The following is a 14,309-nucleotide window of genomic DNA, read 5'->3' on the forward strand; positions in this document are numbered from 1 at the left end:
TGCGTCGGTGCGCCTGTTCCAGCGACAGGCGCATGCGCAAGGTATTCTCGGTCAGGCTGCGCACGGTGGTGCGGCGGCCCTCGCGTTCGTTCTCCAGTTCGGCGATGGCGGAAGCGCCATCGTGGGCGAGGGCCTCGGCTCCCGCGGCAAGGGCGCTGCGGGTGCGCGTCTCCAGATCGGCGATGCGGCGGTCGAGTTGGTCGAGGCTGGCCTGTTCGGCGCGCTGACGCACGATCAGCGAGGCGAGCGTCTGCTTGGCGCAGGCGAGGCCGGCTTCGGCATCGCGGATGTGCTGGGCGAGAGGTCGACGGCGAACTGGTCCTTCAGCCGGTCCTCGGCCTTGGCGCCGGCGCCGTCCAGCAATGTCCTGATAAGACTGAGCATTTGTTCGTTCTCCCTTTATGAACGTTGTTCACAAAAGGAATGTAGCAGAAGATGAACATTGTTCAAGATGTTTTTTGAACGCTGTTCATGCAGAATGGATTATGGTAAACCGGCATCCGTTGCCGCGCCCGAGAGGCGGCGGAGATGATGCGGAGACAAGGTTTGGCACTGGACAAGGAAGAGATGAGCGAGCGCGTCATCGCCATCGCGGAGAATCTGATCGAAGCCGGCGGGGCGGAGAACCTGAAGGCCAGGACCATCGCCACCGAGGCCGGCATCGCGGTCGGTTCCATATACAATCTGTTCCGGGATATCGACGACCTGCATCGCGCCGTGAACATGCGGCTGCTCGATCGGCTGGGTGAAGCCGGCGCCGCAGCGATGGCCGAACTCAAAAAGGCGGGGGTGACCGACACGCGGCAATGCCTGCTGGCGCTGGCGCGCGCCTATGCCGGCTTCGTGGAGGCGCATCCGGCGAGCTGGCCGGCCTTGCTTGCCTTCAACCGCCGCCAGCCGGCGCATGCGGAGCCGGACGCCTATGAGGCGCGGCTCAGCGAACTGCTGCAGATCATCGCCAGGGTGCTCGCCGACGGCCGCTTCGGCCTCGACGAAAACCGCCTGCGGATCGCCGCCCGCACCTTGTGGTCAAGCGTGCATGGCATCGTCACCAGCGGCTATGCCGCGAATTCCGCCGGGCGCCAGGCGGACGAGACTTGGGAGCAGATCGAGCTCCTGGTCGCCGTCTTCATCAAGGGGCTGGAACGGGGCGGGACATTGGATCATGCTGGCGCGGCACCGTCGTGACGCCTAAATGCGATAATGAGAACCGGCGCAGGCATTTTGCGCCGAGGTGAAAGTGGAGATTTGAACCATGTCTTTTCTGAAAAAGCTTTTCGGCGGTGGCGGCGGCGATGCGGGCGAACCCAAGAACGCGGCGCCGGCAAAGCAGGTCGAGCACAAGGGTTTCCTGATCAGCGCCACGCCCTACAAGGCCGACGGCCAGTACCAGACCTGCGGCGTGGTCTCGAAGGAAATCGACGGCGTGACGAAGGAACACCGTTTCATCCGCGCCGACCGTTTCGCCGGCCTGGACGATGCCGTCGACATCTCGATCAAGAAAGGCATCCAACTGGTCGACGAGCAGGGCGAGCGAATCTTCGGCTAGGACTATCATTGCTACAGCCTTGGGTCGATCGGCTCGCTTTCCAGTGCCAGCACGCCGAACACACACTCGTGTACCCGCCGCAGCGGTTCCTGTGCCACAAACCGCTTCAGCGCCTCGTGACCGAGAGCGAACTCCCTGTGCGCCAGACTGCGCTTGCCGCCCAGCCCACGTTCCCGCAGGCGAACGAGGTTATCCTGCGCATCGTATTCGGGGCCGTAGATGATGCGCAGATACTCCCGGCCGCGCACCTTCAACGCCGGCTGGATCAGCCCCTTTTTGCCGCGGCTCACGAAGTCGCGCGGCTTGACGACCATGCCTTCCCCGCCCGAACCGGTCAGCGCCTCCCACCAAGCGATCGTTTCCGCGCACGCATTGGCGTCGGCCAGATCGAGCGTACGCCACCGCGTGCCGGTCACCACGCCATCGTCGGCAGTCAGACGGGCCGCAAGCGTCATGTGCCAGACGTGGTCCTTGTCGAACCAGACATGTCCTTCGCTGGCGAGTAGGTGGAACGGCGCGACCTTCAGGTCGTCGATGCCAGTGACCGGCCATACGTAGGGTGCCCAGGCGGTGGCGTATTTGGTCGCGCGCGCGGCCCGGTCATCGAACCGGGCATTCAGGCCGGCGGCATCGACGCCGCGCGCCAATGCCCGGGCCAACGCCTCGCGGCTCGCCTGGAAGCCGGCGGCCGAGGAGGTCGCCACCGGCGCATACTGGCTTTCGATCAGGCTGCCGGCTTTGGCCGACCAGGGCATTATCTCGGCGTCCAGCAGCAGCCAGTCACTGCTCAGTTCGTTCCACAGGTCCGCCGCATCGACGCTCGCGCGAAGACGGGCGAGCAGGCCTTCCGTCGTGGCGGATCCTTGAAAAAGGAGCGCCCCGTCCGGGTCCAGATCGCGCCGGTCTCGTTTCCTGACACACCGAAGCGCTCGCGCGCCGCCCTTGCGTTCCGGCACAACGCGATGACGGCTCGCGAACCCATATGCTTTTCCTCGCACACGACCTGAGCGACGCCACGTTCGCGAAAATGAGCGAAGGCTTCCTCTGGGCGCTCGAGCCAGTCGCTTTGGTTGCTGGTCTCGGACGGCGACATCGTTGGCGGCAGATACACCAGCCATTGCGGCGCCAGCGCGAAGCGGCTCATCACTTCCAGTGCCGCCGCCGCGTTCTCTTCGGCCACGACGATCCGGCCCCTTAGTTCGGTCTCGATCCAGCGGCGACCCGAGACGTCCTGATAGTCGAGCACGCCGTCGGCGTCGGCCTGGGCCGATTTGCCGGGATCGGATCCACCCAAAGGACGTATCGGTTCGGACCAGACCTGGATTGCCGGCACCTCGACAAGTTCGCGCTCCGGCCAGCGCAAGGCCGTCAGCTTGCCGCCGAAAACGCAGCCGGTGTCGATGCACAGGGTGTTGTTGAGCCATTCCGCCGACAGCATCGGCGTATGCCCGTAGATCACGGCCGTCTTGCCGCGATAGGCTGTGGCCCAGTCGGCGCGGACGGGCAGGCCGAATTCATCGATCTCGCCCGTGGTCTCGCCATAAAGGGCGAATTCGCGCACGGCGCCCGAACCACGTCCGATCATCTCTTCCTTGAGGCCGGCGTGGGCAACCGCCAGGCGTCCACCGTCCAGCCAGACGTGGCTGCGCAGACCGTCAAGGAAAGCCGGCAGAGCCTCTCGGAGGCCGCGATCCTGAGCATCCAACTGGTCGATGGTTTGCTGCAGGCCGTGGGCGACCGTGACCTTGCGGCCTTCCAGCCAGCGGCCGAGCTTGCGTTCGTGATTGCCCTGGACACAGTAGGCAGTGCCGGCCGCCACCATGCCCATGACGATGCGCAGCGCGTCGGGCGAGTTGGGACCGCGATCGACGATATCTCCGACAAAGACGGCCTTGCGTCCCTCCGGCGGGGTGACGACGACCGTTCGGTCGCCGCGATCCTCGGACCAGGCGACGCTGTAGCCGAGTTGGCCAAGCAGGGTCTGAAGTTCGTCGGCGCAGCCGTGGATGTCGCCAATGATGTCGAACGGACCGGAGTCGTCCCGCTTGTCGGTCCACAGCGGTTGGCGCGAGACCTTGGCGGCATCGACGCTGGCCTCGCTGCCAAGCTTCCAGACCTGGCGGAAGCCCTCGCGTTGCAGGCCGCCAAGACCCTTGCGGATCTCGGTCGTCATGCGTTGGGCCACACCGGCGCCGAATTGTCGGTCAGGTCGCGCTGCATTGCGCGCGATGCAGACGTCGACGCCTGGATCGATGACGACGGCGACTGGTAGAGCATGCCACTTGCGCGCCAATTCGATCCACGCCTTGCGGTCGGCTGCGCGCACGTTGGTGGCGTCGACAACTGCCAGCTTGCGATGCTTGAGTCGTTTGCCAACGATCTCGCGCATCAACTCGAAGGCGTCCGCCGAAACGTCCTGATTGGTCTCGTCGTCGGACACAAGCGCGCGGCAGCGATCCGAGGAGATGACTTCGGTCGGCAGGAAGTGCTTGGCGGCAAAGCTCGATTTGCCCGATCCGGTCGAGCCGATCAGCACCACCAGCGAGAAATCGGGAAGGGCGAGGTCGGTCTTGTCGGGCTCTCTCACCGCGTGAACACCGCCATTTGCGTGGGCGCGCCCAGGACGGCGTCAACAGCCCCGATACCGCTGAAGGCGGCGGCATAGCCATAGATCTTACCGATTTTGTCAGCCCAGGCTTCGAACTGCGCCCGGCTCCATTCGAAGCGATGGTCCGGGTGGCGGAAGTTGCCCGGGGCCAGGTTCGGAAACAGTGCGTTGTACTCCGCATTCGGAGTGGTGACGATCACGGATTTTGGCGCCGTCTCGCCAAAAACGATGCGTTCGATCAAGGGCAGCCTGTCTTGGTCGAGGTGCTCGATGACCTCGACCAGCACGGCGACGTCGGCCTCGGCCCAGCGGCCGTCTCGGTATGTCAGCGATCCATGCAACAGCGTGACCCGACCTTCGGGCGGTCCACCGAACTCGTTCAGCTTGAGACGCTTCGCAGCCCATTCCAGTTCGCGCACTGCGGGGTCGAGCCCGAACAGCTTGTGGACCCATCGCTCGCGCACGAGGCGATAGAGCAGCTTGCCTTCGCCGCATCCCAGATCGGCGATGACGGTTCCGCCGGTCGCCCGAATGGCATCGACCACCGCGTCCATGCGCAGGTCGTTCAGCCGAATAGGCACCTCCAGCGCTTCCTCGGGCGCGTCCCTGACTTCGGGGGGCAGTGCCTCGTCGGCCGTCTCGGGAGCGAGCCGCTCCAGGGCGATGCGGGCCAACGCACCGCGATTGCGCAGATAGCGGCGCACGATCAGGTCTTTGGCGGGATGGTTTTCCAGCCAGCCTTCACCCTTTGACAGCAGCTTGTCGATCTCGGCCTCGCCGACCCAGTAGTGCTTTGCGTCGTCCAACACAGGGATCAGGACATAGAGGTGGTTCAGCAAGCCGCTCAGCCGGCCTGTCCCGGTCAGCTTGAGATGACCGTATCGCCATTTGCCTGCCCGATGCCCGACATTCTCGATCGGCGTCAGATCGACGGTCCACCCCAAGGGCTCGAACAGGTCTCGAACCAGAGCCTCGCCCGCATGCATCGGCAGCGGTGTCACCACGGCCTCCAGCGGCAGCGCACTTTCGGCCAGTTCCTGGCGCTCCTTTGAAATGCCGGTCATCGCGGTCCGCAGCATTTTGTTGAGCGCCACCGACAGGAAGGACGATGCCGCATATGGCCTGTCGTTTACATACTGGTCCAGCAGGCCTTCCGCCTGGCCCTTGCCCCGTACGAGCCCGATCGGGTCGACATCGAGGAGAAGTGCGGCCTCGCAACGCTCCTCGGTTGCCTCGGGATAGAACAACCACGCCTTTCCGAAAGCGAGCTCAGTCTCGTGCAGACGATCGGGATGCTTGTGCAGCAAGAAACCGAGGTCTGTGGCCGGACCATGTGTTGTAGCAACGGACAGGAACATCAGCGACCGATAGCGCAGACCGGCAGAATAACCAATGGCGTTGCACGGCTATCTACTGAATCTGGACTGGGCGCAATGCCCTGGCCGAATGAGCAGGCACCACGGGCAAAAAAGGCAGGCGCCGCGCTGGCGCCTGCCTTTTTGCTTCGGTCGGGATGGCGTCGTGCGTTACGCCGCTGCCGCAACCTGCTTGCCGGCGGTTCCGGCCACCACCGCGTTGACCTTGGCAGACGCCTTGGCGATCGCGGCATCAACGGCGTCCGGGCCCATGCCGACGCCTTCGATGCGGATGACGTCGACATCGGTCATGCCGAGGAAGCCGAGCACGCCACGCAGATAGGGGATGGCGTGATCCATCTGCACGGCCGCGCCCTCGGAATAGATGCCGCCGGAAGCGAGCACGATATAGACCTTCTTGCCGTTGACGAGACCCTTCGGCCCGCCTTCGCCGTAGGAGAAGGTCTTTCCCGAACGGGCGACGTGATCGACCCACGACTTCAGGGTCGAGGAGATGCCGAAGTTGATGAAGCCGGTGGCGAGGATGATGGTGTCGGCGGCGAACAGCTCGTCGAGCACCGCGTCGGAGACGCCGACGACTTCGGCCTGGCGCTGGCTGCGCGCCTCGGCGGGCGTGTTGATGCCGGTCGAATAGTCGGGATCGATATGCGGCAGCGGATTGGCGACGAGATCGCGCACGACAAGCGTGTTCGACGGATCGGCGGCAAGCAGCTTGTTGGCAAGCTCGGTGGCGATGCGGGTCGAGTGCGAGGCGGCGCCGCGCGGGCTCGAGGTGACAAGAAGAATGGACATTGCGGGGCTCTCCAGTGGGATTGAACTGTCCCGCTGAATATGGGTCGCTCGACTCATTCGAAAAACTGGTATATTTTCTATACGATCCATCCACAAAATAGATATAACGATGCAGCCCAATCCGACGCTCGACCAGTTGCAGATCCTGGTGGCGGTTGCCGACACCGGCAGTTTCTCGGCCGCCGGCCGCAAGCTGAACCGGGCGCAATCCGTCATCAGCTATGGTATCGCCAACCTGGAGGCGCAGCTTGGGCTGAAACTGTTCGAGCGCGAGGGGACGCGCGAACCGCAACTGACCGATGTCGGACGGGCGATGCTCGAAGATGCGCGGCGCATGATCGGCGTGCTGCAGCGGATGCGCTCGCGGGTCGACGGCCATCATCAGGGACTGGAGGCCGAAGTTGCGCTGTCGGTCGATGCGGCGCTGCCGTCGCCGGTGCTGGTGCGGGTGCTGAAGGCGTTCGAGGCGCAGTTTCCGACCGTGATGCTGCGCCTGCATATCGGCACGCTTGGCGTCATTCCCGATCATGTGCTCAGCGGGCAGGCCGACCTCGGTATCGGCGGCATGCTGGGCGAGGTCGACGTCCACCTCGTGCGCATCGGCTTCATGTCGATCGTGCTGGCCGCCGCGCCCAGCCATCCACTGGCGCTGCTGCCGAAGCCTGTGACGCTCGAGGATGCGCGCGAACATACGCAGCTCGTCGTCACCGACCAGTCCGAGCGCACCAAGGGACGCGATTTCGGCGTCTTCGCCTACCGCACATGGCGGCTGACCGACATGCGCACCAAGCATATGCTGATGCGGGAGGGGCTTGGCTGGGGAGGCCTGCCGCGCTGGCTGATCGCCGACGATCTGGCAAGCGGCAGGCTGGTGGAGCTCGACCTCGAGGTCTTCAGGGAGGCGCGTTCGCCGCTTTTTGCCATGCATCGCAATGACAGCAGCCCGAAGCCGGCTGCGGCCTGGCTGATCGACCGGTTCAAACGAGGGCTCGGCTGCTTCAACGAGATGGAGCCGGGCGTGTGGACCGAGGAGGAGCCGGAGACAGACCGTCGATCAGCGCCATGAGCACGGCGCGGTAGTCGCCGCTCGATGCTCCCGCTTCGACGGCAAGCGCGGCGCGGTCGAAGGCAGCGGCGAGCAATGCGGTCAGCGGCTCGATTGGCAGTCTTGCCATGGACTGCTCGCGCATCGCCGCGACGAGGCCTTCGCGCAGCGAACGGTTGCCATGGCGGTTGTCGATCTCATCCATGGCGGATCGGCCGAGCACGGCAGGCCCGTCCAGCAGCAGCAGCCGAGTGCGGCCCGGCGCCCGCATCGCCGCCAGATAGGCGTCCGAGCCGGCGATCAGCGCGTCGCGGGCAGGGAGCGAGGCGGGCGAGGCGCGCTCGACCTCTTCGGCCACCGCGGCAGCCTCCTGCTCGACCACGGCGGCAAACAGCGCCTGCTTGTCGGCGAAATGGTGATAGAGCGCGCCGCGGGTGACGCCGGCGGCGGCGACGATCTCCGGCGTGCCGGTCTCGGCATAGGACTTTTCGGTGAACAGTTTTCGCGCGGCGTCGATCAGGTCGGCGCGCGTCGCCTCGGTGCGATCGCGATTGGAGCGGCGCGCGGATTCTCGTTGCATACATGCAGCCTGTATGTTAATTGCATTTACATGCAGACTGTATGTTGTTTGACGGGAGAAGGAAAGATGAAGACGACGAGCTACTATCCGGTGCTGATGACAGGCGACGTCGCCGGTACGAAAGAATTTTATGTCGAGCATTTCGCCTTCAAGCCGCTGTTCGAGAGCGACTGGTATGTGCATCTGCAGTCGACCGAGGACCGCCGGGTCAATCTCGGCATCGTGCACGGCGACCACGAAACGATCCCGGAGGAAGGACGGGGCCGCACATCAGGTTTGCTGATCAATTTCGAGGTTGGCGACCCCGACGCGGTCTATGAGCGTGTCGTGGCGGCCGGCCTTCCGATCCTTCGCTCGCTACGCGATGAACCGTTCGGCCAGCGCCATTTCATCACCAGCGACCCGAACGGCGTGCTGATCGACGTGATCAAGCCGATCCCATTGAGCCCGGAATTTCAGGCGCAGTTTGTGCAGGAAGTGGAGGGCGGCTGAATGGGGATAGCGGGAAAGCAGGCGCGTTGCGGGCTCCGCCGCCTGAGCGAACGTCTTGCCCCACAAGTGATGAACCATAGTCAGCGCGCTGATCTTCTCCCATCTGCGAAGCAAGGCGCCTGATGCCGTCAAAATCGCTTGTGATTTTCAAGTTACGGATGATCTTGGTGACGGATTCACTTTCCAGACGGCGCTAATCCTTGCGAAAATGCTTGTGGCCTGTTGTATTGATCAGCAATAGCGGTGTCGGGGACAGCTATGGCCGGTCAAGGAGAGAAATCCGATTCTATCTTGTATACCGACGAATTCGAGACGGTTCTGCGATCAGAGTATGACGCCATCCTCGCTCGCCGCAAGGCGCTTGGCGTGGATGCTTCGAAAGATGCTGGGGGTGGCAAGCCCGATTCCGTTGCCAAGGGTGATCCGGCCTGGCTGTTTGGCGTGGCGCTTTCGGGTGGCGGGATAAGATCGGCTTCGTTCTGCCTCGGCGCGCTTCAGGCACTCGACCAGTACAAGCTCATACCGCGGATCGACTATCTGTCGACGGTATCGGGCGGCGGCTACATCGGATCGGCGATGATCGCCGACATGACGCGCCAGGAACTCGAGCAAGCGAAAAGTCTGGAACTCGATCCAGCGAAGAAAAGCGAGGACGGGCCGCTCGATTTTCCCTTCGCCTCGGGCGACGACGTGCGCGACAACGCGTTGGTCGGCCACATCCGCGACAACAGCCGTTTCCTGGCGCCGCGCGGCTTCCAGGATATCACGCTGTCGATCGGCATTCTGATGCGCGGCTGGATGGTCAATGTCCTGCTGTTGCTGACGCTGATCCTGCCGTTGGCGACATTCGTCATCCTGACCAACCCGACCACCGATCATCTCGGGCACAGCATCGTGCTCGACGTCGCCAACTGGCTCTTCGGCGACGATTGGGGCAAGGCGGGATGGGCCGCCAGCCTGCGATCGCTGGTGGCCAACCCGTTCGTGCTCTCGCGGTCGATGATGGTGGTTCTCGCCGTCTGGCTGGTCGTCTGGGGATTGCGACGGTCCTATACCGACAGCTATGCCTTTGCGCGCAAAGGCGAGCGCCTGGAACAGGACAGTAGATGGGCCAAGGGCGGTCGCACCCTGCTGCTGGTCACCGCCGGCCTGCTCCTGATTGAAATTCAGCCCAAGATCATTCTGTGGCTGATCGAGGTGACCTCTCCGAAGGCTGGTCATCGGCAGACGACAATGGAGACGCTCAAGGCGCTGATCACGGCGGCGGCGGCCATCGTCACAGCCACCGCCGCCTTCAGGGGCATTCTGATTTCCTGGCTGCAGAAGGCCCTGAATTCGCCGGGGATCGGACACCAGCTGCGCGGCTATCTGGCGCGCGCGGCGTTTCTCGCACTCGGTCTCGCCCTGCCCCTGCTGATCTACGGCTTCTTTCTGTTGATCACGATCTGGGGCATCAAGATCTTTTCGCCGATCACGATCTGGGGCTTCGACGTGTCGTGGCTGTTTGGCCGCGACAGCGGCTATGCCTACGGTCCAGCCTGGCTGACGGCCGACAATCGCGTCCTGTTCACGATCCTTGTCATATCGATGGCGCTGTTTCTGGCGGCGCGAACCTTTGTGGTTCGTTATCTCGCGGACGATCTGGCCCCCGGCCGGCTCAGTGGCTTCTTTGGCGCGATGAGGCTCAGCCATTTTCGCCGTGGCAGCCAGGATGGCGAAAGGTGTCTGGCAGCATGACGAATCCACCGTACTGCTCAACTATTTGGCCATCAGCGCCATCGTCACATTTGTGGCCTTCAACTTCACCGAGAACGCCAATGGGTTGCACCGCCTTTACCGCGACCGGCTTCGGCAGGCATTTCGCCTCGGCGGCAGCGAAGATCAGGCCGACATCGCTCTGGATGCCCTCGGCGCGATGGCGCCCTATCTGTTGATAAACGGCACGTTGAATGTGCGCCGCGCCAGGGATGCCGGGCAAACGGCCGAGCCTCCGAAGAGGTCCGTTCTCGTCCGCGCGATTCGCTGGGTGGGCGCCAAGGTTGCCGCAGCCATAAGGTTGAGGGCCTGGTGGGGCGGGCCGGATATCATTCTGCCGGGCCACCATCGGCCAATCGCGCCCCCACCTGCCGTGCAAGTCCACAGCCTTCCCGAGGCCGACCCGAGCAAGAGAGGGCGCAACGCCGAATTCTTCCTGTTTTCAAAACATTTCGTCGGCAGCACCTCGACCGGATATGCGTCCTCGACAGCGATGGCCAAGGCGGAGGGGCAGCTGGACCTCGCGGCGGCGGCGGCGATTTCGGGCGCCGCCATCTCGTCGAGCATGGGTCGCACCAGCCTCGGCCTGCTTGGGCCGACGCTTGCCCTGCTCAACCTGCGCCTGGGGTTCTGGCTTCCAAACCCGAGCGGGATTGCGCTTGGAAAGCGGCCCTCGCGGCGCAGTTGGGAAGACATCCTGCGGCTGTATCTGCTCGCGGAGGCGACGGGGCAGCTGAGGTCCGACAGTTCGCGGGTCTACATCACCGATGGCGGCCACATCGACAATATCGGCCTCTACCAACTGCTCAAGCGCAGGTGCAAGCTGATCATCGTGGTCGACGCCGAGGCCGATGCCGGCGTGAATTTCGGCGCCTTCACCGACGTCCAACGCTTCGCGCGGATCGATCTCGGCGTGCGCATCTCGCTCGACTGGCGACCGGTCAGGGACGCGGCGCTGGCGCGCGACGCCAACCGCACCAAGATAGTCCCGCCGGAATCGGATTTGCATCTGCGGCATTTCGCGGTCGGCAAGATCCTCTACGAGAATGATCCGGTCGAAGGCATCCTTGTCTACGTCAAGGCGTCGGTTACCGGCGATGAGCCCGACTATGTCCTCGATTACGAGCGCCGATACCCGCTTTTCCCGCATGAATCGACCAGCGATCAGTTCTTCTCGGAAGAGCAGATGGAGGCCTATCGCGCACTTGGATTCCACGCCATGCGGGTAGCGCTTCGCGAACGGCCGCATACGGCTGAGATCAACGCCGAGGACAGCGCGCAGGCAAGTCTGGTTGCCTTGCTGAAGATGCGTCTGGGCAATCAGGGGCAAGAGATCAGATAGCGCATCGAGGACGCCCCGGTGATTACCGGGGCGTTGCGAGCAGGTCGCTCAGTTCGGCCTTGCCACCGGCGTCACCGCGACCTGGCTGACGCCGGTCCGCCGCACCACGGTGCAAAGCGTCTCGCGGCCGATGCGCTCGGCGTCGAGCATGCGCACGAGGTCGTCGACGCCGGTGACCGGACGGCCATCTATCGCGGCGATGATGTCGCCTTCCTTCAGCCCGGCCCTTGCTGCCGGGCTGTTCTTCTCGACGCTGCGCAGGCGCACGGCGGTGCTGCTCGAGACCTGCGACAGAAGGGCGGCGCGGCGCGGCAAATTGGTGGTGTCGGCGGAGACGCCGATAAAGGCGCGTCGCACGCGGCCGAAGCGGATGATCTCCGAAATGACGAAATTGGCGGTGTTGGAGGCGACGGCGAAGGCAATGCCTTGCGCGCCGTGGATCATGGCGGTGTTGACGCCGATCACCTCGCCCGCCGACGACACCAGCGGCCCGCCGGAATTGCCGGGGTTGAGCGCCGCGTCGGTCTGGATGACGTCGTCGATCAGTCGCCCGGTCGAGGCGCGCATCGAGCGGCCGAGCGCGGAGACGACGCCGGCGGTGACCGTCCATTCGAAGCCGAGCGGATTGCCGATGGCGATCGCGATCTGGCCGCGCCTCAGGCGCTTGGAGTCGCCGAGCGGTGCGACGTCGGCGAAGCTGCCGTCAGCGCGCACCAGCGCTATGTCGGTGTCGGGGTCGCGGCCAAGCACGCGGCCTTCGCGCGAGGCGCCGTCCGGCATGGTGACGCGCACGGCGCGCGCGTCGCCGACGACATGGAAATTGGTGACGATCAGCCCGTCCGGCGTGATGACGAAGCCGGAGCCATGGCCGCCCGCGCCGCCGATGCGCTCGATGCGGCAGACGGCAGGGCCGATGCGGTCGACCGCGTCGGCGACGGTCGTCGAATAGGCGTCGAGCAGCGTGTCGTCGGTTTGGAGTTTGGCGGCGGCGAGGGCCATGAGCGGGCTCCGTGATATCAGGCTTGATCGTGACTATATGTGCGGAGCGGCTGCGACAGCCGCGACCTGACCAGATGGCCAGTCGTGAGGCCAACTGGCCATCAGGCGAGTACCGGCCAGCGCGCTGTCGAACGATATCTGGGTAACCGCAAACCCAGGAGAACCATGATGAGCGACTTCAATTTGAGCGCATTTTCCGACGCAATCGCCGATCTCGCGGCAGCGGCCGCGCCGGCGACGGCGAGCCTTGCAACCCATCATCATCGGACAGCGAGCGCCTTCCACTGGCGCGACGGCTATTTCGTCACCGCCGAGGAAGTCGTGGAGGCGGGCGAGGAGATCGAGCTGACGCTGACTTCGGGCGAAACGGTCAAGGCCGAGCTTGTCGGCCGCGATCCCTCGACCGGGGTCGCCCTACTGAAGCCGGCCGACGCGGCAAATGCGCCGTCGCTCGCCAGAGCGGATGCGGTGCGGCCGGGCCATGTCGCCATCACCGTCGGCAACAGCGACGGCGCGGCGCTTGCCGTGTTCGGCTCGGTCGGCGAGGTCGGTCCGGCCTGGCGCTCGATGCGCGGCGGCACGATCGACCGGCGCATCAATCTCGCCGTCAATGCCGGCTCTCGCTTCGAGGGTGGTCCCGTGCTCGATGCCAAGGGCGGGCTGATCGGCATGCTCCTGTTCGGGCCGCGCCGGCGGGCACTGGTCATGCCTTACGAGACGATCGAGCGGGCGGTGGCGACGCTGCGCGAGAAGGGCCACGTCGCGCGCGGTTATCTCGGCGCCGGCCTGCATCCGGTCCACAACAGCGACACCCACGGCGCGATGGTGATGAGCCTCGACGACAACGGTCCGGCCAAGGCCGCCGGCCTGCATCTCGGCGACATAATCGTGGCATGGAACGGCGAGGCGGTGCAGGGCCCGCGTGACCTGATCCGCAAGCTCGGGCCGGACAGCGCCGGAGCGTCGGTGACGCTCGGCGTCGTGCGCGCCGGCGAGGCGCGCGATGTTGCCGTGTCCATCGGCGAAAAGCCGCTGAGCTGAGGGCATGATGGCGGTCGCGGCGATAGCAAACCACAGGAAGGCGGATCAGGCCGCCGCAGAGCGGCGGCTGACCGTGCTGATCGCGCTCGGCAGCGCCGCGCGGGCCGAGCAACTATCCGAGGCGCTCGCCGCAACCGGCGATCTGCTGCCGGTCATGGCCGGGAACCGATCAGGACAGGCCGTGGATGTCGCCATCATCGACGAGGATGGCCTGGAGGGCAGGGCGATCGATGCTGCGCTGCCCAGGGTGCTGCTGTCGCGGCGTCCCGATCATGAACAGCCCGCCGACAGCGTGCTTGCCGTGCTGCCCGCTTCGTCCGACGAATTGCTGATCGCCGCTGCCGCGCGGCTTGCAGCCGCCGGCTACCGTATTTCGGGCGCGGGCGGGCCGCTGGCCGGTCGGCACGACGACCTCTCCTTCCATGACAGCGATCCGTTCGACGAGGATCGTGCCGACACAAACCATGCCCGGCCAACGCTTTCGCCTCGCGAGGCGGAAGTGTTGGCGCTCCTTGCCGAGGGCGCGCCCAACAAGGTGATCGCCCGACGGCTGAACATTTCCGTGCACACGGCGAAGTTCCATGTCGCGGCGATCCTGATCAAGCTCGGTGCCGCCAACCGCACCGATGCGATCGCCATCGCCATGCGGCAGGGGCTGGTGCTGGTCTGAGGGCCTATTGATATTCCGGTGAGGCCGGCCTGCGAATGGCGGCTTCCTGCGCTTGTACGG

At 64.8% G+C, this 14,309-nt stretch carries 16 protein-coding genes; 8 read left to right on the forward strand and 8 right to left on the reverse strand.

All coding sequences use genetic code 11. The features are described from left to right. Window positions 1–289, reverse strand: a 289-nt coding sequence (locus EN781_RS08365; RefSeq protein ID WP_245492564.1) for a PspA/IM30 family protein, incomplete at its 3' end; no start/stop codon positions are given. Continuing rightward, entirely contained in the window at window positions 235–384 is a 150-nt protein-coding gene (locus EN781_RS35185) for a hypothetical protein (protein ID WP_245455419.1), read from the reverse strand. The genes EN781_RS35185 and EN781_RS08365, both read right to left, overlap by 55 nt. Window positions 385–546: 162 nt before the next feature. Between EN781_RS35185 and EN781_RS08370 the strand changes: the two genes are divergently transcribed. Further along, window positions 547–1,188 carry a TetR/AcrR family transcriptional regulator gene (locus tag EN781_RS08370; protein WP_126058795.1) on the forward strand — a complete coding sequence of 214 codons (642 nt, stop codon included), beginning with the start codon at window positions 547–549 and terminating at the stop codon, window positions 1,186–1,188. 67 nt (window positions 1,189–1,255) lie between these two features. Further along, window positions 1,256–1,549 (forward strand): HlyU family transcriptional regulator, encoded by a 294-nt coding sequence (locus tag EN781_RS08375; protein WP_126058796.1) that lies wholly within the window; start codon window positions 1,256–1,258, stop codon window positions 1,547–1,549. Between the two features lie 11 nt (window positions 1,550–1,560). On the opposite strand, the gene EN781_RS35190 is transcribed toward EN781_RS08375, so the two are convergent. The 4 genes from EN781_RS35190 to EN781_RS08390 form a co-directional block, all read right to left on the reverse strand. After that, the gene (locus tag EN781_RS35190; protein WP_245455792.1) at window positions 1,561–2,442 is read right to left on the reverse strand and encodes a hypothetical protein; all 882 of its coding nucleotides are present in this window, start codon (window positions 2,440–2,442) and stop codon (window positions 1,561–1,563) included. Next, window positions 2,337–4,136, reverse strand: a complete 1,800-nt coding sequence (locus tag EN781_RS08380) for a polynucleotide kinase-phosphatase (protein WP_245455420.1) — start codon at window positions 4,134–4,136, stop codon at window positions 2,337–2,339. The genes EN781_RS35190 and EN781_RS08380 overlap by 106 nt, the downstream gene beginning before the upstream one ends. Next, window positions 4,133–5,515: a 3' terminal RNA ribose 2'-O-methyltransferase Hen1 gene (locus tag EN781_RS08385; protein WP_126058797.1), complete on the reverse strand. Its 1,383-nt coding sequence runs from the start codon at window positions 5,513–5,515 to the stop codon at window positions 4,133–4,135. Before EN781_RS08385 ends, EN781_RS08380 begins: the two co-directional genes overlap by 4 nt. A 168-nt stretch (window positions 5,516–5,683) precedes the next feature. After that, window positions 5,684–6,325 (reverse strand): FMN-dependent NADH-azoreductase, encoded by a 642-nt coding sequence (locus EN781_RS08390; RefSeq protein ID WP_126058798.1) that lies wholly within the window; start codon window positions 6,323–6,325, stop codon window positions 5,684–5,686. 109 nt (window positions 6,326–6,434) lie between these two features. On the opposite strand from EN781_RS08390, the gene EN781_RS08395 reads away from it, so the two are divergent. Next, on the forward strand, window positions 6,435–7,391 hold the full coding sequence (locus EN781_RS08395) for a LysR family transcriptional regulator (protein WP_126058799.1): 957 nt from the start codon (window positions 6,435–6,437) through the stop codon (window positions 7,389–7,391). Here the strand turns inward: EN781_RS08395 and EN781_RS08400 are convergent. Beyond that, on the reverse strand, window positions 7,324–7,950 hold the full coding sequence (locus EN781_RS08400) for a TetR/AcrR family transcriptional regulator (RefSeq protein WP_126058800.1): 627 nt from the start codon (window positions 7,948–7,950) through the stop codon (window positions 7,324–7,326). The genes EN781_RS08395 and EN781_RS08400 overlap by 68 nt on opposite strands. Before the next feature lie 66 nt (window positions 7,951–8,016). Between EN781_RS08400 and EN781_RS08405 the strand changes: the two genes are divergently transcribed. From EN781_RS08405 to EN781_RS08415, 3 genes are all read left to right on the forward strand, one after another. After that, on the forward strand, window positions 8,017–8,442 hold the full coding sequence (locus EN781_RS08405; protein ID WP_126058801.1) for a VOC family protein: 426 nt from the start codon (window positions 8,017–8,019) through the stop codon (window positions 8,440–8,442). A 291-nt stretch (window positions 8,443–8,733) separates the two neighbouring features. Beyond that, window positions 8,734–10,179: a patatin-like phospholipase family protein gene (locus EN781_RS08410; RefSeq protein ID WP_245492563.1), complete on the forward strand. Its 1,446-nt coding sequence runs from the start codon at window positions 8,734–8,736 to the stop codon at window positions 10,177–10,179. Then, window positions 10,154–11,539 carry a hypothetical protein gene (locus EN781_RS08415; RefSeq protein WP_127399901.1) on the forward strand — a complete coding sequence of 462 codons (1,386 nt, stop codon included), beginning with the start codon at window positions 10,154–10,156 and terminating at the stop codon, window positions 11,537–11,539. The genes EN781_RS08410 and EN781_RS08415 overlap by 26 nt, the downstream gene beginning before the upstream one ends. Window positions 11,540–11,587: 48 nt before the next feature. Here the strand turns inward: EN781_RS08415 and EN781_RS08420 are convergent, their stop codons facing one another. Then, on the reverse strand, window positions 11,588–12,538 hold the full coding sequence (locus EN781_RS08420; RefSeq protein ID WP_126058803.1) for a trypsin-like peptidase domain-containing protein: 951 nt from the start codon (window positions 12,536–12,538) through the stop codon (window positions 11,588–11,590). Between the two features lie 168 nt (window positions 12,539–12,706). Here EN781_RS08420 and EN781_RS08425 point away from each other — a divergent pair, with 168 nt between their 5' ends. Both EN781_RS08425 and EN781_RS08430 read left to right on the forward strand, forming a co-directional pair. Beyond that, entirely contained in the window at window positions 12,707–13,579 is an 873-nt protein-coding gene (locus EN781_RS08425) for a S1C family serine protease (RefSeq protein ID WP_126058804.1), read from the forward strand. Between the two features lie 7 nt (window positions 13,580–13,586). After that, a complete protein-coding gene (locus tag EN781_RS08430) occupies window positions 13,587–14,249 on the forward strand; it encodes a helix-turn-helix transcriptional regulator (protein WP_126059388.1) in 663 nt (220 codons plus the stop codon). Window positions 14,250–14,309: the final 60 nt, after the last annotated feature.

The organism is Mesorhizobium sp. M4A.F.Ca.ET.090.04.2.1 (assembly GCF_003999085.1).
Classification (GTDB): domain Bacteria; phylum Pseudomonadota; class Alphaproteobacteria; order Rhizobiales; family Rhizobiaceae; genus Mesorhizobium.